At 34.6% G+C, this 21,566-nt stretch carries 18 protein-coding genes, 1 tRNA gene and 2 pseudogenes; 13 read left to right on the forward strand and 8 right to left on the reverse strand.

Going from position 1 to position 21,566, the window contains the following annotated elements; translation table 11 throughout:
- Positions 1-6 precede the first annotated feature (6 nt).
- The 9 genes from ACJZL3_RS00300 to ACJZL3_RS00340 all read left to right on the forward strand — a co-directional run bounded on the left by ACJZL3_RS00300 (position 7) and on the right by ACJZL3_RS00340 (position 9,044).
- Entirely contained in the window at positions 7-1,230 is a 1,224-nt protein-coding gene (locus ACJZL3_RS00300) for a TolC family protein (protein WP_010082597.1), read from the forward strand.
- 19 nt (positions 1,231-1,249) lie between these two features.
- The gene (locus tag ACJZL3_RS00305) at positions 1,250-1,825 is read left to right on the forward strand and encodes a PopZ family protein (protein WP_010082598.1); all 576 of its coding nucleotides are present in this window, start codon (positions 1,250-1,252) and stop codon (positions 1,823-1,825) included.
- Positions 1,826-1,901: 76 nt separating this feature from the next.
- The gene (locus ACJZL3_RS00310) at positions 1,902-2,480 is read left to right on the forward strand and encodes an RlmE family RNA methyltransferase (RefSeq protein ID WP_010962344.1); all 579 of its coding nucleotides are present in this window, start codon (positions 1,902-1,904) and stop codon (positions 2,478-2,480) included.
- 1,084 nt (positions 2,481-3,564) lie between these two features.
- Positions 3,565-5,967: an ankyrin repeat domain-containing protein gene (locus tag ACJZL3_RS00315; RefSeq protein WP_419198789.1), complete on the forward strand. Its 2,403-nt coding sequence runs from the start codon at positions 3,565-3,567 to the stop codon at positions 5,965-5,967.
- A 148-nt stretch (positions 5,968-6,115) separates the two neighbouring features.
- A complete protein-coding gene (locus ACJZL3_RS00320; RefSeq protein ID WP_015588824.1) occupies positions 6,116-6,427 on the forward strand; it encodes a hypothetical protein in 312 nt (103 codons plus the stop codon).
- Between the two features lie 136 nt (positions 6,428-6,563).
- Positions 6,564-7,112 carry a head-tail connector protein gene (locus tag ACJZL3_RS00325; RefSeq protein WP_095742630.1) on the forward strand — a complete coding sequence of 183 codons (549 nt, stop codon included), beginning with the start codon at positions 6,564-6,566 and terminating at the stop codon, positions 7,110-7,112.
- A 306-nt stretch (positions 7,113-7,418) separates the two neighbouring features.
- Positions 7,419-7,829 (forward strand): hypothetical protein, encoded by a 411-nt coding sequence (locus tag ACJZL3_RS00330; protein ID WP_010962350.1) that lies wholly within the window; start codon positions 7,419-7,421, stop codon positions 7,827-7,829.
- Positions 7,804-8,193 carry a phage tail tube protein gene (locus ACJZL3_RS00335; protein ID WP_010962351.1) on the forward strand — a complete coding sequence of 130 codons (390 nt, stop codon included), beginning with the start codon at positions 7,804-7,806 and terminating at the stop codon, positions 8,191-8,193. The genes ACJZL3_RS00330 and ACJZL3_RS00335 overlap by 26 nt, the downstream gene beginning before the upstream one ends.
- Positions 8,194-8,258: 65 nt before the next feature.
- Positions 8,259-9,044 carry a hypothetical protein gene (locus ACJZL3_RS00340; RefSeq protein ID WP_419198790.1) on the forward strand — a complete coding sequence of 262 codons (786 nt, stop codon included), beginning with the start codon at positions 8,259-8,261 and terminating at the stop codon, positions 9,042-9,044.
- A gap of 463 nt (positions 9,045-9,507) precedes the next feature.
- On the opposite strand, the pseudogene ACJZL3_RS00345 reads toward ACJZL3_RS00340, so the two are convergent.
- From ACJZL3_RS00345 to ACJZL3_RS00355, 3 genes and pseudogenes are all read right to left on the reverse strand, one after another.
- Positions 9,508-10,585, reverse strand: a pseudogene (locus ACJZL3_RS00345) (IS3 family transposase).
- 162 nt (positions 10,586-10,747) lie between these two features.
- Positions 10,748-11,920, reverse strand: a complete 1,173-nt coding sequence (locus tag ACJZL3_RS00350) for a porin (protein WP_419198791.1) — start codon at positions 11,918-11,920, stop codon at positions 10,748-10,750.
- A gap of 62 nt (positions 11,921-11,982) precedes the next feature.
- Positions 11,983-12,798, reverse strand: coding sequence for a PAS domain-containing protein (locus tag ACJZL3_RS00355; protein ID WP_010962355.1), 816 nt, complete (start codon positions 12,796-12,798; stop codon positions 11,983-11,985).
- A gap of 233 nt (positions 12,799-13,031) precedes the next feature.
- On the opposite strand from ACJZL3_RS00355, the gene ACJZL3_RS00360 reads away from it, so the two are divergent.
- The gene (locus ACJZL3_RS00360; protein WP_419198793.1) at positions 13,032-13,817 is read left to right on the forward strand and encodes an enoyl-ACP reductase FabI; all 786 of its coding nucleotides are present in this window, start codon (positions 13,032-13,034) and stop codon (positions 13,815-13,817) included.
- Between the two features lie 16 nt (positions 13,818-13,833).
- Here ACJZL3_RS00360 and secD read toward each other — a convergent pair whose 3' ends face one another.
- From secD to rsmA, 4 genes and pseudogenes are all read right to left on the reverse strand, one after another.
- Positions 13,834-15,339, reverse strand: a complete 1,506-nt coding sequence (secD, locus tag ACJZL3_RS00365) for a protein translocase subunit SecD (RefSeq protein ID WP_038199447.1) — start codon at positions 15,337-15,339, stop codon at positions 13,834-13,836.
- 164 nt (positions 15,340-15,503) lie between these two features.
- Positions 15,504-16,483: pseudogene (locus tag ACJZL3_RS00370) on the reverse strand (IS3 family transposase).
- A gap of 63 nt (positions 16,484-16,546) precedes the next feature.
- Complete coding sequence (gene guaB, locus ACJZL3_RS00375; RefSeq protein WP_065095043.1) at positions 16,547-18,040, reverse strand: IMP dehydrogenase; 1,494 nt, start codon at positions 18,038-18,040, stop codon at positions 16,547-16,549.
- Positions 18,041-18,156: 116 nt separating this feature from the next.
- On the reverse strand, positions 18,157-18,969 hold the full coding sequence (gene rsmA, locus ACJZL3_RS00380) for a 16S rRNA (adenine(1518)-N(6)/adenine(1519)-N(6))-dimethyltransferase RsmA (RefSeq protein WP_038228092.1): 813 nt from the start codon (positions 18,967-18,969) through the stop codon (positions 18,157-18,159).
- Positions 18,970-19,047: 78 nt separating this feature from the next.
- Here rsmA and ACJZL3_RS00385 point away from each other — a divergent pair.
- Both ACJZL3_RS00385 and ACJZL3_RS00390 read left to right on the forward strand, forming a co-directional pair.
- A tRNA-Thr gene (locus ACJZL3_RS00385) sits at positions 19,048-19,120 on the forward strand.
- Between the two features lie 24 nt (positions 19,121-19,144).
- Complete coding sequence (locus ACJZL3_RS00390) at positions 19,145-19,873, forward strand: triosephosphate isomerase (RefSeq protein ID WP_015588848.1); 729 nt, start codon at positions 19,145-19,147, stop codon at positions 19,871-19,873.
- 74 nt (positions 19,874-19,947) lie between these two features.
- On the opposite strand, the gene dprA is transcribed toward ACJZL3_RS00390, so the two are convergent.
- Entirely contained in the window at positions 19,948-21,036 is a 1,089-nt protein-coding gene (gene dprA / locus ACJZL3_RS00395; protein WP_038199450.1) for a DNA-processing protein DprA, read from the reverse strand.
- 61 nt (positions 21,037-21,097) lie between these two features.
- Between dprA and ACJZL3_RS00400 the strand changes: the two genes are divergently transcribed.
- Positions 21,098-21,472 (forward strand): ferredoxin family protein, encoded by a 375-nt coding sequence (locus ACJZL3_RS00400; RefSeq protein ID WP_010082601.1) that lies wholly within the window; start codon positions 21,098-21,100, stop codon positions 21,470-21,472.
- The last annotated feature ends 94 nt before the right edge of the window (positions 21,473-21,566 follow it).

A 21,566-nucleotide genomic window follows, 5' to 3' on the forward strand; every position in this document is an offset into this window, starting at 1 on the left:
ATTAGAATGTTTCGATTGATTATCACACTTGCGATCATTTTTAATACTATAAGTTGCTATGCAACCGATGTGGGAGAAGTGATAAGCAAAGCCATCAAAAATAGCTCAAAAATAAAGTCTCAATTTTACCAATATAAAAGCGCAGAAAAACACTATAAATCTTCTGGGTTAGCTGGATTTTTACCTGACATTAATTTGCAATACAATTTCGATAGTAACTTTAATCTTGATACATCTGAAAAAAAACTTACATTGCGCCAGAAATTAATCGATGGCGGTGGTACCTTTGCCACATTCAGTCGATCAAGCCATCTTCTCAAAGCAGAAAAGATGCGATTTCAGCAATTAAAACAAGAGCTTGCACTTAATGCTGTGAAAGCATATGTTAATGTTTTACAAAAGACAGAAATATTAAAGCTCAGAGAACATAAAGAACGCGTTTCTTTGGAACATTTGTCAGCTATGAAAAAACGCTTTTCCCTTGGAGAGGTAACCAATGCTGAAGTTTTGTTAGCAAAAGCAAAATTTTCGTCTTCTATATCCGAAAGAGTTGATGCTGAAGGTAAATTAAAGTTGGTAAATATTGCTTATTATCATTTGATTGGCGAAGATGCTGATGACCTTTCTGAAGCTAATGATAAACTACCTTCTGTTCCAGAGCTAAATGAATGTTTACAGTTAGCAAAAACCAATAATTTATCTCTAAAAGCAGCAGTTTATCAAAAAAGAGCAGCCGGAATGGAAGTGATTGCTGAAAGCTCCAAGTGGCTTCCTTCTTTAAATCTAAGTGCAAGCAAAAATTTTGGGGAGGATGGTATGAAGGTAGACAAACTATTAGAAAATGTTCATGTAGTTTTTACTCTTGATGTTCCAATCTTTAAGAGAGGAGTTAATGCTTTTGGTGTCAGTAAAGCTAAAATGGATGCAAAAAAATCTACCTACGATTATTATGAAACGGTAAAAAATATAGAACAAGCAGTTGTAAATGCTTGGAATAATGTGTTGACAGCAAAGGCCATTATCAAAGCAAGTCAAGAAGCGGAAAAAGCAGCAGCTCTAGCATTGGAAGGAGTTGAGCAAGAAGTAAACTTAAATTTAAAGAGTACATCTGACCTTTTGGACACTGAAGATGCATTATTTAAAGCACGTTCAGACTTAGTTGAAGCAAAAAGCAATTATGTGATTAGTGTTTACAACTTGCTTTTTATGATAAATAGTATAAACCTCTAAATTTAATGGTATTAGCACTATGCATGATGAACAAGGTAATCAATCTGTAAAAGATATCCTAGAAGATATAAAAAAAGCTATATCGGGTAAAAACGCGAGTAACGATAAAGCAGAAATAAAGGATGAAAATGATGATGTGCTATACCTTGAGGAAGAGTATCCAGAAGAAATAGAAGAAGATGGCAAAAAAGAAAATAATGAAAAAGAGGACATTGATAATGATGACCAAAGTGAGGAAATGGCTTGCAACAATAACCAATTTAATGGCCATAGCTACAATTCAGAAGAAAAAAAAGATATTTATTTGTACGATAATATCCAAATGAGTAATAACAAAGCGAGTAATAGCGGCTTACAAGCGCAAAATAACGATCATCTAATTTTAAAAGAGAATATGGAAGAGATCAAAGCGTTGCTTGGAAAAATGCAAAACGAATTACAGCATAAACAACAAAAAAAAGCGAACCTTACTGTTGAAGAATTAGTTACATCTCTTTTAAAACCTCAGCTCTCAGAATGGCTGAATAAATATCTACATGCACTGGTAAAAGAAGTAGTTGAAAAAGAGCTTAAAGATATAATCAATAATAAGTAGGGTATTAGCAATAAAAACTAGAGTAAAGACGGCTAGAGGCAGAAAACTATCTTCAACAAGGTGGCTACATCGTCATTTGAATGATCAGTATGTGCAAAAAACTAGCAAGGATGGTTATAGGTCACGCTCAGCATATAAGCTGGTAGAAATGGATAACAAATTTAAATTATTCCAAGAAGGGCAAAAAATTATTGATCTTGGTGCTTCTCCTGGTGGATGGTCACAAGTTGCATCTCAGAAAGGTGCAAATGTGGTTGCTCTTGACATAAAACCAATGAACGCAATTAATGGAGTAGAGTTTATACAATGTGATATTATCAATGAGTTTGAAATTTTAAGAGAAAAATTCAAGGATCAAAAATTTGATGTAATTTTATCTGACATGGCGCCCGAATCTTGTGGTTTAAAATCGTTGGATCATATCAGAATTATGCTTTTATGCGAAGCAGCGCTCAATTTTGCAAAGCATTTCTTGAGTCATGGTGGCACGTTTGTAGTAAAAATTTTCCAAGGAGAATCTGACAAAGATTTTTGTAACGAGCTAAAAAAAATGTTTAAAACAGTAAAATACTTTAAACCAAAGTCAAGTAGATCTGAATCTACAGAAATGTATTTGGTAAGTTTAGGCTTTATTGGCAGCAAACCTTCTATATAATATTAATCTAGGTAGTCCGCAGAAACAAAAAACTTGCTTGACAAACCTCGCCAGCCCCCTTATCATGAAACTGAAGCTATTGTATTTGCTTTCGCCAATCTGCAGATTAAAAGGTAAGGATTACTTAATGTATCGGCGTCTTATGTTCAATTTTTTGCAGTATATAGATACTGTATGTCTTTACAAAACTTCATCTACATCTAGATTTTTATCTAAATAAGCTGAACGCGCTTATAAAGCGTTACAAGACATCAAAAAATGCCAATACTCGACAGAGATAGTAAAAGACTAGCTAACTCGGGGATTCTTTGTCTTTTTTTCTGCTTGGTAAATTTCTTAAACATTTGCAGCATAGGTGAGTTGCAATTAAAAGCAGCTAAATCTTGCTTGTCAAGCGTTTAAAACATAAAAAACGCCAATATTTTAAAGCAGATAATAACCCCAGGGCTTCTTTTGCCTTTTTTTTCATTTGGTAAATTTCTTAAATATTTATAGCTAAACGACAATCGTCATCCCAGCGGGATCTGGAGATACCGCGGCGGTATGACGGTTCGCGACGGCATGACGATAAGGTTTATATCTTGTCATCCCAGTGCTTGACACTGGGATCCAGGAATTTTATTAAGTTGGTGAGCATAAAAATAGCTGTTTTACGTTAAAATACAATGTTTTGATGATTATGGAAAGGCTGGATTCCAGTGTCAAGCACTGGAATGACACCATAGGGGCACTGCCATCATAAAGGAACCAGTGTAGGCTACTCGGATGACATCATAGGGGCGCTGGGATGACACCCTGACAATCGTCATCCCGCTACTTGTTAGCGGGATCTGGAGATACCGTGACGGTATGATGAGGGAGAACAGTTAGCGGATGAGATACCGCGAATGAATCGTGGTATGACGGTTCGCGGTGGCATGATGTAGGACTGCTGTGACACCATTATAGAATGAACCAGTGTCAGCTACTTGCATAGAAAATGTTTATGACTAATTTTTAGATCAAACATGGAATTTCGACAAACTTAACTTTTTTGTGAGATGGTTCAGCAATAATAAATAAATTGAGAGGAAAGGTTACGGCAATGGAAAAGAAAAAGTTTTTTGAAATAATAAATGAGGTAAGCAAGAGTGAAGGTTTAAATGAGAATAATTTACTTGAAAGAATAGGGAATAAGCTAAAAGATGCAGACTCAATAGTATATAGCACTTATAACAATTTGAAGATAGATAAGATGTTCAGTATATTAGATTCAGACAAAATTGTAAATTATATGTTGGTACATCTTGCTGTGGAATGTAACAGTGTACCAATAGTAAAACTCCTACTAGCAAAGGAAGCAAAAGTTAATGAACCAATATATGAACTTGATGAAGCTAAGTCTAAGCTAACTGCTTTGCACATTGCTGCTTTGCATGGTCATCAAGAGATAGTTCAGCTTTTATTGAATAATGACGCAAATCCTTTACTAAAAGATAGTCAAGGCCGAACTCCAAGGGATATTGTCGGCGATGTAGAAGGTAAAAAGGCTATAATAAAAATGTTAGAGGAAGGAGAACAACGTTATGCTGAGACAAGAGCTACGAGAAGACAACCTTATAGACAAGGCACTTTACTGCAGCCTAATAATAAAACTCCAGGAAATTTAGCTTTGAACGGAAATAACGTAACTGCTGCAGTACAAGCATGGGGTGCAAAACATCAGGAAGAGAATAGTAGAATTACACCAAACAACAAAAAAGTCTATGTACAAGATGAGGATGAACAGACTTCTTCAAACTCAATCGTTAATGAAAACAATACAGACAAAGTAGATGATACATTAGAAAAAGAACAGGCTATAAGAGAAAGAGATGCTATGGCGCAAAAGTTGCAAGAGGCAGAACAAAGACTTGCCAATAATCAGAAGCGCATAGAACATAATGACTTGCACAGTCAACATCCAGAGCAGTATACTACATATAATGGGGAACAGACCTTTTTAAATAAAAGTAATAGTGGCGATAGTGGAATATATTTTGATGCAGATGAATCTGAAGCTTTAGGCCAATCTATATTAGAAAATGGAGAAGATATTAATGCACAAGATAAAGATGGCGTGACCCATTTACATTGGGCTATTGCAGATAACAATAAAGAATCAGTGGAACTTTTGGTAAAATGTGGAGCAAAAGTTGATGTACAGGATAAAGATGGACTGACCCCTTTACATTATGCTGCTGCATATGGTTGTGTAGAGATTGCAGAATATCTAGTAGAAGGTGGAGCAAATGTTAATGCACAAGATAAAGTTGAGCATACTCCCTTATATTATGCTCTTGCAAATGACAATAAAAAATTAGCAAAGCTTTTGATAAAGCATGGAGCAGATCGCTCATTGATAAAGGATGAAGACCTAATAGATAGACTAAACAGTATGTGTGATCAGCCATCTGAGGTTGTACCTAGTACCTTTTCTCATTCCAAAACACACAACGCAACGGAAACTCCAGAAAAAGCAGAAAAGGTTGAAAAACGTAAAGCTAAGTTAAAAGAATTACGTACTCAGCTAAAGGATGAGCAGAAAAAGAATGAATTGCTAAAACAAAAAATACAAGATCTAGAAAGTAAAAACACAACGCTTAATAGTGAATTAGAAAAAACAAAAACTAAAACAGACGAAGTACCATTAGAAAAAGCGCAAAAGGAACTAACAGAATTGAAAAGTTATATCACTGGACATGGAGCTAGGCTGGACACACTGGAGAAACTCAATGAAGAGAATGAATCACTAAGACAAGAAATAAAAAATCTAAAAAATGAAAACACAACACTTAAGGGTGAATTAGAAAAAACAAAAACTAAAAAAAACGAAGAACCATTAGAAAAAGCGCAAAAGGAACTAACAGAATTGAGAAATTGTGTCACTGAACATGAGACTAAATTGGAAGTACTGGAGAAACTCAATGAAGAGAATGAATCACTAGAACAAAAAATACAAGATCTAGAAAGTAAAAATACAACACTTAATAGCGAATTAGAAGAAAACGAAAATAAGCATTCTAAAACAAAAGTGTTGTTAGAAAAAGCGCAAAAGGAACTAGCAGAATCAAAAAGTTGCATAGTTGGACATGAGACTAAGTTGAAAGAATTCAATAAAGAGAATGAATCACTAACACAAAAAATAAGAAGTCTGGAGAATGAAAACACACCACTTGATGGTGAACTGGGCAAAACTAAAACAAATGAAGTGTCACTAGAAAAAGTAGGAAAAAGACAATTTTCCCCAAAAGTTGCCTATGCGAGCCTTGCAGCTATGTTAGCAGTAGGTGCTGCTCTTAGTATTGCTTCCGGATTGTCTGCTCTATTAATAGTTGCAGCTTCTGTGGTATCTGCACTGATAGCTGGTGGCATTACATACACAATATCAAAACCCATCGCTGAACCAAAACCTACCACTGAATTGAAAGAAGTGAATATTCAAGATTCAGCACAACGGTGTTTGTAAAATTTAATTTGTACACTTGCTATAGATTCCAGCGCGTGACGCTGGAATGTAGTAAAAAGTATTTGTAAGTTACACAGTAGTGTGAATTTTTTACTTCGGTAGTTTTTCATTGTCATTATAATCATAATAATAGTTGAGTTTAATTGATATGAAAACTTTTACGAAAAATTTTAAAAATAACGAAAAAAAGCTAGAGGAGTTTAATAAGGAAATTGAAGATATAACAACTATAGCTCAAGATAAATTTGCACATGAACTTGAAAATATCGCATATGACAGTGTGCAAAAATTTCGCAGTCTGCTTGCTAAAGAGTTAAACTCCACCTTCAATAATATTCATTCTCAAAATGTCAATCTACTAAAATCCAGCCTAGTTGAATATGCTATAAGTTCAAATTTTATCAACAAAAAAGGAGAAACAGCTTTAATACGTTCTCTTCTTAATATATTCATACGATAAAGCACTCAGAGTTGTTGCTGCGCCAATTTAACTTAATGTTGCATGCAAGCTGCATAGCTAAAGTAAGTAAGATTTGCCCCACGCTGTCACGAGGTAAACCTTACTTATTCTAGCTATATCAAAAAGGAGGGTTATTATGTCAATAAGATCTACTTCACCAAGAATATCTGTGCAACGTAAATCTAAGCCTGAATCTTTTCCAGTTACTTTAGAAGAGGTTAAATCTTTTTTACGCATTGAGAACGACCAGGATGATAAGTTGATTTCAGATCTAATTTTTATGGCAACTGATTACGCTGAATGGCATATGGAAAAGTCACTGGTGAAACAAACATGGCAAGTTTCATATGAAGATTATGTACCTCGTAGGATCTATTTAAGCTATGGCCCTGTGAGTAAGATAGTATTGGCTACTGCAATGATGTCTAAAAATCAAGAGAAGAGTACACTTAAGTATTATTTTAGTGATGTAGGGGGCTATGTTGAGTTTTTCAATTGTTTGAATGCAATAAGAGTTGATGTTGTATACGAAGCTGGTTATGACAATGTTCCTGAGCAGATAAAACTAGGTATTATGCGGCATGTTTCTGCTCTTTACAAAAATCGTGAATCGGAGGTAAGTAGCCATTTATCTGAAGTGAAGAAGGTATATTCTCCATTTCGCGAACCAAAGGTTGTTTTGTAGCTCTTTCTGGTCATTCAAACTGGGCTACTACGTCATACCGTTACGGATAGATCTCGCTAACAAGCAGCGGGATGACGAGGTATAAACCTTATCGTCATACCGCCGCGGTATCTCAGCCGCTAACACGTAGCGGAATGACAGCAGTCCTACGTCATACCGTCACGGATAGATCCCGCTAACAAGTAGCGGGATGACGAGGTATAAACCTTATCGTCATACCGCGATTCATTCGCGGTATCTCTTAACATAGATCCCGCTAACAAGCAGCGGGATGACGAGTTTCTATATATCTTTCGAGGGTTAATTATGAAAAAAATTCAAGCTATAAACGAGTTGTACAGTAGCATTTATGAAGCACTAAAAGCAAACTCTGATTTAAGGAAATATGTTACTAACATTTATGACTACTTACCTAAACAGGTCACCATTCCTTACCTGAGATTGTGTGTAGTGAATTATAATAACCTGCATATGCTGTCCAATTTTGCTACAAAGGCAAGATTTTCATGCGACATATATACTTATCATATAGACAGTATGTTTGCCATTATAAGGCATATTAACTTGATACTTAAGAGCATTGAAGGTTTTAATAATGAGGCCATTTTAGAAAGTAATTGTGCTATGGATCAGCACGATGAAATTTTACATTCAACAATTAATTTTGATATTTTAATAAAAGGAGGTGATAATGAGCAAATTACAGCTAAAAATTAAAGATCATGACAATAATTTTATTGTGTTAAATAATATAAGAAACCTAAGGTTTACTTTGCGTAATAACAGAGAAGAGGTGAAAGATATTTCTTCTTTTGGCTGGAGGAAAGTGCTCGATTGTGCTGGAAGCAGACACATTACGATAAAAATTAATGGAATTTTAGACTCTGTATTAGCTGATGAATTATTACGTAATTCTGCTATGCTAAACTCTAATAATGATTATGAAATTAGTTTTAATGCTAAGGAAAAGATAAGGCTTAGGTGTTCAGTTGAATTGTATGAGAGGTATTATGATCCTGTTACTTTTGACAGCTTTACTGTAGTTTTAAATAGTGCTGAAGTTGTAAACGCTTTTCATTAATGTTAATTTAATTTTTTCATATACAATAATAACTGGTGAGAATTTTAACTAAATTAAAAAAAATCATGAATGACGAAAACCTTTTCGAGGAAGACGGTGATAATATTGAAGAAAATAACGATGATAAAAGAGAGAGAAGTTTAGAAAATGAAAATCAGCAAAATCAAGAAGAACAACACAAAGAGGAAGATAAGCAATACATAATACAGTATATTCAAGACTATTTGAAAGTTTTTGAGGATATTCTAAATCAGATCGACGAAGGAATTGATAATTCGGATAGTTACGAAAGGACTATGCAAATAAAGCGAAGCATAGACAGGCTCATAGAGGCTTTATATAGTCAGGCTGCGTCCGAAGATATTGATGCAGAATTTGAAACTACCAAACACACTCGCGATAAATCAGAATCTATGAAAAGAGTTAGAGAGAAGAGAAGAAAGCAAGTGATAGAAGAAGTATTAAGTAGCATGTTTGCCCAGCAACAAAAGGAGCTAATGAACGCTAAACACTTAAGTCATGGACATGAAACAGCAAAAGATGGGGATGTCCACGAAGCAAAGGAAAAAGTGAAGTCTTCAATCAGGGGAGTGTTGTTTTCGGTGATTGCTCATAGGATGGATCCAAGAAGGAGGGCAGGGGAAACTGCTGACGGTAACGAAAAGCAAGCTCATATATATGGCAGGGAAGCAGTTGGTGGAGCTTTAGGTGCATTGTTAAAAACGTTTTTAACAGCAGTTATTGCCGTTGTGCGTGAAATTGCTAAGCCACTTCAGAAACCGGAAACATCTTTTGCAAAACAAGTTGAAGAAAGCAGAAACGCAGATTCACAAAAGGGTCGATCTGTGTAGATTTCTCCTTGTAATAATCTTTCGATTCTACTGTCTGTTAATTCAAATTAGGGTTATAAAATTTTAGAAGCCAGCTCTTATATAACCAATTTATAGCAAGAAATTACGATACAAAAATCAGCGTCCGTTAGAAAATAAACATAACACAGGGTGATAGAGTTGCCCCTATCCATAAGCGTCAGTTAAGCTCAAAATTGTAAGCTTAAAATATGGTTGAATAATTATTAATAATAGTATATAATTATTAACGTTTTTCAGGCATTTTTGTTATGGGTGCGCCAAGTAAGCGTTTAGAATACAGTTGGTGAAAATCCAACTTAGGCAAAGTCTAGCCAACAGCCTAGAACAGACCATTATGCTGCGTGAGGTAACGAGCGTAGTAAAGCTAATGGAATGGACAATATAAGGTGCAATGAAAATTGACCTTACCCAGAAAAAGTGGAGAGAAAGTGTGGAATGTTTTTTACAAAAAGAATGATGCATCAAATTGTTCTGGAATGCAATAGTTAATAGTGACGTTGTTTGTTATAAAAAATTTCTATGTATTCAAATATTGCAGTTCTAGTTTGTTGAGCAGAGTGTTGTGAAGTATCAATAAGTATTTCTCTTTTCAATGAGCTAAAGAAGCTTTCTGCAACAGAATTGTCGTAACAACAGCCTTTATTACTCATCTATATTCTTTACAGCTAAGAGATATTGATACCCTTGCGCAGTATATTGTGAACCTTGGTCACTGTGCAGCAGTAGATTTTTAACAGGTTTACGCCTATTAATGGCCATTAATAAAGAGTTCATAACCAATTGTTTATTTATTGCACTACTCATTAACTACCATACGTGAGAATTATTGCTGCCAAATATAGCCATCCCTCCTTGGTTTTGATGTAAGTAATCCCATACTTTATTTGGTTGATCAACAATAAAGTTTTGATCTAGTATATTGGGAGCTACAGCTCTATTATCTGTTTGTTGTTTTTTAATTTTAAACTTTCTTCTCAGTATAGCCCTGATGTCATTTTTCTGCATAATACTTTGCACCGTTTTCAAATTGCAACTTTTACCCAAAGCCTTCAATTCAGCATGAATTTTAGGAGCTCCATATCTACATTTAGAAACTTGATATATTTTTTGAATAGCTTCGAGTAGCTCTTTATTTGCTGATTCTCTACTGCTTATTTTTCTTGTGGTCCACTTATAGTAGCCACTAGCAGAAAATCCTACATAATTCCTGTACTTTATAGCAGTTACTATATAAAAAAATATTTTACTCTTTTTGACTGGCCAGGGCTTTTTTTTAAATGTCTCTTTCCCTTGTTACTCTTGCTTTGTAAATCAAACCTCTCTTTGTCATAAGGTGCTACATCTGGAAATGCATTTGCCGCTGACTTTTTTTCGTTGTGTTTCTTTATCCATTTTCCTAATAAACCACCCTTTATTCCTAAATCTCTTGCTATTTTTGTAATTGTTTGACCTACCTTTCTTTGTTCATTTGCCAGCTTAACAGCTTCCAATTTGAATTCTGCCGTATATTCTCTTACCATTTCTAATCCTCCAAAATTTTATTTTACCCAAAAAAACTCTTTTCTTTCTCTCCACTTTTTCTGGGTAAGGTCAGTTTACTGGCCTCTCCATGAGTGAGATTGAAAAATTAAGTGTGAACGGTTACCTTGGATGACAGAAAAGAGTGTTGGAAGGAGGCAATATTAAAAACTTAATTTCAGTCCAGCCAAGAGCACATAACCAGAGTTGTTATTTTCTATTTTAGGTTCTTTGGTACTAAATTTTACAATATCGAAATAGTATGAAGTACCTAAAAAAAGAGAATTTTCAAGGCTTAAAGCATATGATGTTAACTCGTTTGTACCTTCGCCTGCAATATCCCTACCACTACTAAAATATGTTAAGCTTGATTTGTAAGAATCAGAATGGTAAGCGATACCTGCATTCATATAATACGTATTATTTATTTCAGGATTACGCCTCTCACCAGATTCACCACTATTACCATACGAAAAAATGCAATCAAGATCGAACAATTTTAGCTTCAAACCAAAATTCCAGTGCAGTAATTGATTGCGACATTCATAATTTTTAGAAGTTCCATCTGAGCAACCAGTTAAATTTTCTCTTGCAAATTCACCAGTCAAAGCAGTAGTAAAACCTATATCATTTGACAAGCTGTTTTTATAGGAAAGGCCAGCAGCAATTAAATTGCTGTACTGTAAGTTATTTTTTCCTGGAACATAACTGAATCCGAGTTGAAAGTTATAGATTTCAGGGGAGATGTAGTTAATTGATGATTGTTTTAACCCTAGTTCGAGTTCATTATAATCGCTATAAATATTGGGCTTGACCCAGAACACCTTGTCTTGATTATATCCAGGGTCACCATCTTTTTTATGATCACCGCGCAAATTTGCATAGTTTGTCCAATGACCATTTACTCCTCCAGCAGCTGCATAAATTTTTGAAGTGTTAATTAACATGCTCTGACCAACTAAACTTCTTTTACCATATTCAATTGATCCAAGTTCCTGGTTTTTTATGATAAAATACCATTCCTCCATGTCTAACTTTTCTATGTCTAACGCTTTTAGGTTTGCAATACCAGAAACCCCTGCCTTAACATTAACCCCCATTTGAGTATTTGGATAAACTTGCTGTAAATAAAGAAAGCGCAAGTATGAATAACTTGAAGTTTTATCCTTAGGCTTAGCATTGAAAGAATCTCTGTTGAAGGCGTAGCCGAATCTCAAATCTATTTTTCCGTCTAGTTCTGCATAAAATATTTCCTTATCCAAAATTGTTTTAGAGCTAGCACTATTCTGCAAAAACAATGATGAAAGCAGTGCTACCAGGTAGTACTTTAACTTCATAAATAAACTTAAATCTTTATAAAAATTTAAGTTTAAACTCAATATAAATAAAAAACAACTTTTCAGAAGGCACCGCTGGTAGATTTTGCTGCCTGTTTTTGAGCTATATTCCCATAAATTATTGATACACTTGGTAATTTTCGCTTTAATAACTGCTTATTAATGGCAGAATGTATACGATTAATTATTTTAGATATACTTTTTACATCGCAGTTAATCAAAACAAAAAGCACTTTATTCTCATCAATATACCCTAGAAAATCATCACTACGGCAATTTTTATAAAAATGTTCTATGATAACTTTCAGTGCATTATTTGTCTCACTACAGCTACTATTTAAGCCAATCACTCCTATAGCTGCATTAATTTGATGTTGAAAGGCAAAATTTAATATAACGTATAACTCTAGAATAGTGGACTCATTGCCCGGTATATCGAATAAGTCATGGTTTTTATATTTTTTACCCATTAGATATTTATCTCTAAAGATTCCTAGTTTATGGGACAAACTGATATCACGTATTAATAGCTCATAATTTATTTTATTACTGGCAAATTGTGCAGTGCGGAAAACTTTTACTTTTGTCCTGATATCTTCTCCCTTAGCATCAATTAAGGAAAAATCTATCACTTTAGGTAGTATATCAAGTAAATCGTGTCCATTTTCGGTATACTCTAAATAATTCTTCACGTTGTCAGCTGCTCTTGTGCTTAAGATATTAATTAATGGCTTATTAAGCAAATTCTTCTCTTCATATTTTAACAAATCCCTTGCAACTTGATTGAGCCCTAAAATTAACACGTTTTTTTTCTTATTATCCTGACAAACAGATACCACAGCATCATCTTTTCTTCTTGCAGTTATGAAATCATCCATACTTTCATTCTATACAGCGTATTTATAAGTATAATAAGATTATATTAAGATTTACTTACTTATTAATATGCTTAATTGGGTATAGGCAGAATGTCATATGGAATGGCTTTGTTGTAGAAGAATCAAGATTACTGTTTATAGACTTCAAGTTACTGCAAAAAATATTTTAAAACATAGTGATATCTTGACTTTACCTAGTTAATATTCCAAATTATAAAAAAACAGATAGTTCTATGACGACAAGTCTATTACAAGGCAAAAAGGGATTAATAACCGGAATAATAAATAAGAGATCAATAGCATACGGTATAGCAAAAACTCTCTCAGAGCACGGAGCAGAACTTGCAATCACCTACCAGAATGAAATAATAGAAGAAAAACTATCACCAATAGCAGATGAACTAAATGTGGAGCTAATATTACACTGCGACGTTTCAAATGAAAAAATCATAGATAACGCTTTCGAAATAATAGAGAAAAAATGGGGTACTCTTGACTTTTTGGTGCATGCAATAGCATTCTCCGATAAAAATGAGTTAGATGGTAAATATGTCAATACTTCACTGGATAACTTCCTCAATGCAATGCATATATCGTGCTATTCTTTTACTGCTTTAGCGCAAAGGGCTGAAAAAATGATGTCAAATGGTGGTAGTTTACTTACTTTATCTTATTATGGCGCTGAAAAAGTTATGCCAAATTATAACGTTATGGGTTTATGTAAAGCGGCACTTGAAGCAAGTGTAAAATATATAGCATGTGACCTCGGGCCACAAAATATCAGAGTAAATGCAATTTCCGCTGGTCCAATCAGAACTTTAGCATCTTCTGGAATAAGCGATTTTCACTCCATATCAGAATGGAATAGAAATAACTCTCCGCTCAGACGCAATGTTACAATAGAGGATGTTGGCAAGGCAGCGTTATACTTATTAAGCGACTTAAGTAGTGGCACTACTGGAGAAATTTTGCACGTTGATTCAGGATATAACGTTGTGGGAATGAAGGTGGTTGACTGAGATCTAAATCCTTAATTCAAAGCGCTAGTTCCTTCGGGTTCATACACAACTCTATCAGGAGTTTTGTGACTGTGATTGCAGAAAACATCGAACATAAAATTCCTATTGATAGAGTGACAGAAAAGCCTCTTATTGCTCCACTGCCAATAATGAACATTATTCCTGCAGCAATTAATGTAGTGATATTTGAATCCAGTATTGTCTTTATAGCGTTTTTAAACCCTTCTTCAATAGCACGTTCCACTCTCTTGCCAGATTTGATTTCCTCACGAATTCGCTCAAATATTAAAACATTTGCATCCACCGCCATACCAACAGTAAGTGCAATACCGGCAATTCCAGGTAAAGTTAGAGTTGCTTCAAGCAGAGTGAGAATTGATAATATAAGAACTACATTAGAAAAAAGTGCAACAGAGGCCAATACACCTAATTTGCCGTAAGTGATGATTATAAATAAAGCCACGGCTATAATAGAGATTGTTGCTGCCATTTCCCCTGCCTTTATTGATTCTTCTCCAAGACTTGGGCCAATGTTTTTTTCTTCAATTATTTTAAGTGGTGCTGGCAGTGCTCCAGATTTTAAAAGTATTGCAAGTTCGCTTGCTTGTTTTTCAGTGAAATTACCGCTAATTTCTCCCTCTCCATTTAAAATTGGCTCACGTATTGTAGGTACTGTTAAAACTGTGTTATCCAGAACAATTGCAAAAGGCTTTCCTACATTTTCTTTAGTGATTTTCGCGAATCTTTTACTCGCTATACTGTCAAATTTAAAATGCACTGTCGGTTTACCTAAATTGCCGAATCTAACTGATGCGTTAACCAGCGAATCACCACCTATTTCAGTTTTGCGGAATATTGGATAAGAATTACCTAAAGAATCCTTGAGCATGACAGTGGTTTCATGGTCTATATCCTGCACCTTGGCTATGTTAGTGTTTGCCAAATGAAAAGCTAGCTTAGCAGTTTTGCCAAGCAGAGATTTTATCTGCTTGGTATCTTCTACTCCAGGCACCTGCACTAATATTTTATTCTGCCCTTGTTTTTGAACGCTGACTTCCTTTGTGCCAAGTTTGTCCAAACGGCGCTGGACATTGTTTATTGATTCTGCAGCTACTTCACTGATCAAAGAATTTTTATAATGTGGTTTATACGAAATGAGAATCGAAGAATCTTTTCTATTTAGCTCTAAATTTGGATTTATCGCATTAATCAACACAGATGCTTTTTTATAATCATCAATACTATTTAAAGTTATAACGCTATTTTGTACGTTAGATTCAATATTTTTTGTTAGCAATGTCTCTTTTATTTCGTTAGCTAGCATGCTTAGCTTTTCCTTAAAGTAGAAGTCTAAGTCTATGTTTAAAAGCAAAGATGCCCCTCCTTTCAGGTCAAGGCCTAAGTTTATTCTTTTTTTCGAAATAAAAAGCTTATTATCAAAGAAATTTGGCAGTGTTATGTATAAAGCAAATAAACAGATGCATAATACTGAAAAAGATTTGACTATAAGTCTGTTATACATAAGTTGTAGGTTTAAAATTGTAATAATTGATTGTAAGTTAAAAATAGATTTTTGTAAAATTCTCTATTTGACCTTACCCAGAAAAAGTAGAGAGAAAGTTAAGACGTTTTTATCATGAGAATAAATTGTGCAGGAATGCAATAGTTAATAGTAGAATGTCTACGTTATTTGTTATAAAAGATTTCTATGTATTCAAATATGGTAGTTCTGGTTTGTTGAGCGAGAAGTATCAATAAGCAGCTCCCTTTTAAGTGAACTTTTCTGCAACAGAGTTATCGTAACAACAGCCCTTATGGCTCATGCTGGAAATGATGTTTTTTGTATTCAATAGAAATTGGTAATTTTGAGAGGTATACTGTGACCCTTGATCGCTATGTAACAGCAGATTTTTATCGGGTTTGCGTTTATCAACGGCCATCAATAAAGAATCTATAACTAATTATCATGTTACTCATTAACCACCATGCGTGAATATAGGTCAATTATTGCCGCCAACAACCTTCTTTAGTTTTTATGTAGGTAATCCCAAACTTTATTTGGCTGATCAGTAGTAAAATTTTGATCCAATGTGTTCGGAGCCACAACTCGGTTGCTTATTTGCTGTTTTTTATTTTTGAACCTTCGTCTAAACTTGGCTTTAATGCCATTTTCTTGCATAACACTTTGTACTGTTTTAATTTTTGCCTAAAGCTTTTAATTCAGCGTGAATTTTAGGGGCTCCATATCTGCATTTAGAAGCTTGATTATTTTTTGAATATCTGCTAGAAGCCCTTCTTTTGCTAATTCTTTACTGCTTTTTTCCTTAGCAACCCATACCACCAGTACAAAACCCTACATAGTTCCTGTGTTTTATAGCAATTTCTATATAAAAGAATACTTTACTCTTTTTCTTTGCCCAGGGCTTTTTTTAAGATGTCTCTTTCTCTTATTAGCTCTTTTTTTAGATCAAATCTTTCTTTGTCATAAGGAGCCTTTGCCTGGAAATGCGTATGCTCCAGACATTTTTCCATTATATTTTCTTACTTAACATACTGCCATCTATACCTAGATCTTTTGCTATTTTTGTACTTGCTTGACCTGTTTCTTTAACCAGCTTAACAGCTTCTAATTTGAATTCTGCTGTATATTCTCTTCTATTTGTCATATTTTGAAAAAACGTTTTATTTTACTCCAAAAACGTTTTAACTTTCTCTCTACTTTTTCTGGACTACTCCGAATCGGTTGACAAATTGGACGTTTGATAAGCATAATTTGGAGCTTCTTGTGTAATGACTATATCATGAGCGTGACTCTCTCTTAATCCTGATGCAGTAATAGTAACAAATTTACAATTTTTTTTCATCTCTTCTATATTCCTATTACCAGTATACCCCATTGCAGCTTGCAATCCGCCAATCAATTGATGGATTACTCCTGAAGCTGGACCTTTGAATGGAACTCTTCCTTCCACTCCTTGTGGAACTAATTTGAGTTTTGAATCTTTATCTTGAAAATAACGGCTAGCTGAACCTCGTTTCATTGCACTAATAGATCCCATTCCTCGATAGCCTTTATATGCTCTGCCCTTATACATAATAATCTCACCTGGGCTTTCGTCAGTGCCAGCAAAAATCGAACCAATCATCACAGAGTCAGCACCAGCTGCAATAGCTTTTGCAACATCTCCTGAGTATTTTACCCCACCATCAGCAATTAGTCTGACGTTTCTTGCTCTACACGCCTCTGCAACATTCTTGATTGCAGAGAATTGTGGCACACCAACACCTGTAACTATTCTGGTTGTACAGATTGATCCTGGTCCTATTCCAACCTTCACTGCATCAACACCCGCATCAATCAACGCTTCAGCAGCCTCCTTTGTTGCAATGTTTCCGCCAATTAATTGCGTATTAGGATACATCTTTTTTATTTCCCTAATGGTATTGATAACGTTTTCGGAATGACCATGAGCAGTATCCACAACAACTACATCAACTTCTTCTCCGATCAAAGCTTCACATCTGTCTATACCATCTTTTTTACCAGTGCCAATTGCAGCGGCAACTCTGAGACGCCCTTTACTGTCTTTACATGAATTTGGGTATCTATTGTATTTTTCAATGTCTTTAACCGTAATTAAACCTATACAACAAGAATTTTCATCTACGACCAAAAGCTTTTCTATTCTATTTTCATGCAACAATTTCATTGCTGAGGCACTATTCACTCCCTGCTCCCGCACTGTCACTAACTTATCTTTTGTCATCACTTCGGAAACTTTTACATTCATGTTCTGGTCTTCAATAAATCTCACATCTCGGTTAGTTAAAATTCCAACTAACTTGCGTTGATCGACTACAGGAATGCCAGAATAATTGTGCTCTCTCATTAATGAAATTGCTTCCGCAACTGTTTTATCCGGTGAAATCGTAATTGGGTTATACACGATCCAACTTTCATATTTTTTCACCCTTCTCACTTCTAAAACTTGTTCATCTATTGATAAATTCTTATGTATGCAACCTATCCCTCCATGTTGGGCAATAGCTATTGCAAAGCCCGATTCAGTAACAGTATCCATTGCAGAGGATATGAGAGGGATATTTAGTTCTATACTATTTGTTAAATAAGTTTTTGTATCTGCATCGCAAGGCAATATATTAGAATAGGCTGGCAAAAGAAGTATATCGTCAAACGAATAACAAGCTTCCATTTTTTTCATAGGCTTTATTTAAAGCTTATACGCCAATTAATTAAATTGCAATAGGCAAAATTAGCTAGGAGCCTTTAATTGTATAGCTCTAACTGTTTTTAGGAGATAGAAAAGCTATATAGTTGCTAATACATTTTATTGCACAATAAGCATTCTACATTATTTGCCAGCAAACAGAACTGCTCAATAGTTAAGTTTTCTGGACGTTCATTTCCACTCAATTTAGCGTTTTCAAGGACAGTTTCAGCGTGGTTCGTTATATTTTGCAAGCTATTTCTCAGCATCTTTCTTCTTTGAGCAAAAACAGCACGTATTAATTTTATTAAGGTTTCCAAGTTTACTACAAACTTTGGGGTAGGCAAAGGATTTACTGTAATTACTGAAGAATGTATTTTTGGTCTTGGAAAAAACTCTTTAGGTTCAATATCAAATTCCTTTTTTATATCGCATAGTAACTGGCTTAGCACTGATAGAGGACCATAATCTTTAGAATTGGGTCTTGCTGTAATGCGATCTGCTACCTCTTTTTGAAACATTAATGTCAAACTCGTAAAAAATTTTATACTATCTAACCACTTTAAAAATAACGCTACCGAGATATTGTAAGGCAAGTTAGCAATCACTTTAACTGGGCGCTCTATCAGCTCTTCTTCTATAATATGCAGTGCATCCGCTTCTATAATTCTATACTTTCCTTGATGCTCATTTAGCAGTTGGTCATGGTGTTTTACTAAATCTCTATCTTTTTCTATAGAAAGTAGAGACTTTGGATTATGCACCAATATTTCTCTTGTTAATGCACCATATCCAGGACCAATTTCAATGACATTAAAATTTTCCAGACTACCAGCTAAAGCGACGATTTTTTTTGTTATCTCACTCGATAAAATAAAATTTTGCCCTAGACTCTTTTTTGGCTTCAGTAAAAATTTTTTCATATTATTTTCATTATACAGTATTTTAAAAATTAGTTGACGAAAATTCATTGATAATTGTATATTATTAATGTGTTTAACGCCGGCTTAGCTCAATTGGTAGAGCAACTGACTTGTAATCAGTAGGTTGTCAGTTCAAGTCCGACAGCCGGCACTCTCGCCCATATAAGTAAAGTTGATGTCCTTTTTAATAGTAGCAAATTGGAAAATGAATGGAATGCGTTCTTCATTTGTTGACTTTATAGGCAAACTTAACAACAAGAGCAACGAAATTACCTCTAAGCTAGTGATTTGCCCTCCTTTTACGTCATTTCCAAGCAGTATAGAGTTGAACAATAATATTAATATAGGAGCACAGAATTGCCATCATAAAAAGTTCGGTTCTTACACAGGTGAAATTAGTGCAGAAATGTTAAAAGAACTAGGGTGTACTTACGTAATACTTGGGCATTCTGAAAGGGCTAATGAAAAAGATAGTGAAATAAAACTTAAGTCGGAAATAGCAATAGAATCAGGCTTACACCCAATTATCTGTGTGGGTGAAAATTCAGAAGATTATAAGAATGAAAAAACAAAAGAAGTAATAGAATATCAATGCAAAAACCGTTTGCCAACACACGGTGAATATACCGTAGCATATGAGCCAATATGGGCAATAGGCACAGGTCATGTGCCAAATAATGATGCAATTGCTAAGGTGATAGAGGTAATAAAATTGTGTACTAGTAAAAAACACATTATATATGGTGGTTCAGTCAGTTCAGAAAATATAGAAAATTTGCTCAGTATCTCAAATTTATCAGGAGTTTTAATTGGCAGTGCAAGCTTAGATTTCGATCACTTTTATAAAATTATACAACAAGTTGAAAAAAAGTTTTCTCTTATCAATTCTAAAATCAGCAACTAAGAATCCTATAACAAATGGCATCATTTCAGTGTCAAGCATATGTCTGTACGAGCATCTAGTATAGCTAAAGTAATCTAGAAAATTAACGATATTTTATTCCCCGGTGAACGCTCTATTTTGTTTTCCAACTCTAGTTCTAAAAGAGCCATTAGAGCTATGTTGGTAGAAAGTCCGCTTGCTAATATAAGTTCATCTATATCAACAGGTACAGAGTTAATATGATCAACTATAACAGATTTTGCCTGTTGTAATTTTTCTTGTTTTTGGTTAACAAAATGGTGCTCAACATCAAATAGGTTTTTTTGCTGCGGAGGTAAACTAAACCTAATACTCTCTATTATGTCATCAGCGGATTCGATAAGCTTAGCACCGTTTTTAATTAAATAATTACTACCACTACAGCGTGAATCTAAAGGGAAACCAGAAACTGCAAACACCTCTCTCCCTTGATTTAAAGCAAAATCTGCTGTTATTAGAGAGCCAGAACGTTTCGATGCTTCAATCACTGCAACACCTAGCGATAGGCCAGATATAATTCGATTCCTTTGAGGAAAATACTGAGGCTTTGGTTTAGTAGCAAATGGAAGCTCAGTAATTACTAACCCACCGTTCCCAGTGATTTTTTTGTATAGATCAAAATTCTCTTTTGGATACACCACATCAATTCCACTTGCTGTAACAGCAATAGTGGGATGATTTTTGTATATTACACTGTTTGCTGCAGTATCAATTCCTCTTGCAAGTCCAGAAACGATAATAAAACCAGCTTCGCTTAAATCAAGTGCCAACTTATTGGCAAAATTTCTTCCATTCATTGAAGAGTTACGCCCACCGATTATTGCAATTATCTCACGGCTTAATAATGATATATCACCAAGCGCAGTTATTACAGGAGGACAACTAGGGATATTTCTTAAAAGATCAGGGTAATCTGGGTCACATGCGGGTATAATTTTAGCTCCAATTCTTTCTGCATTATTGATTTCTTCTCGTGCATCTTGAATGCCATACACCTTATCATTAGCCACCCTATTGAGATATTTTAGCACCTCATCTAGCGATCCGTGTGTTCTTAGTATACTAAAAAACTTTATTGGTCCTATGGTTCTAGCCAGGCTTAACCATACTTCTAATTCTTTGTTGTTCAATTTATTTATCTTCATAAAAAGCTTGAATTTCTTATCAATTTAGTGTACCCAAGATAATGCAAATATACAGTGTTTTATGACGCATTTTGTTACAGATAAATGCATAAAATGTAAATATACAGACTGCGTGGAAGTATGTCCCGTTGACTGCTTCTATGAAGGCAAAAACATGCTCGTGATTAACCCAGATGAATGTATTGATTGCGGAGTGTGCATACCTGAGTGTCCAGTAGATGCAATTGTAACTGATGATTCCATAAAAGATATTTTAGAACTAGATGAAGAGTTGCTGAGCAGCGAACAAAAAACTTTCAAGTTATTTTACGATATAAATGTAGAATACTCACAAAAGTGGCCAAATATCACAGCTAAAAAGCAACCCCTCTATACTGCAGAAGAGTATAAGGAAAAAAAGGATAAAACAGCTTATTTTGATGAAAATTTAGAATAATGCTACTGAAGGAAAAGAAACTTTTTGTATTTCAGGGTTGTTGTTTTTGGTTGCTGAAAATAGTTGCGTTATCTAAGTTGTTATGCTGATAAAT

The sequence above is a fragment of the Wolbachia endosymbiont of Rhagoletis cingulata genome (genome assembly GCF_048537655.1).
GTDB classification, from domain to species: Bacteria; Pseudomonadota; Alphaproteobacteria; order Rickettsiales; family Anaplasmataceae; genus Wolbachia; species Wolbachia pipientis.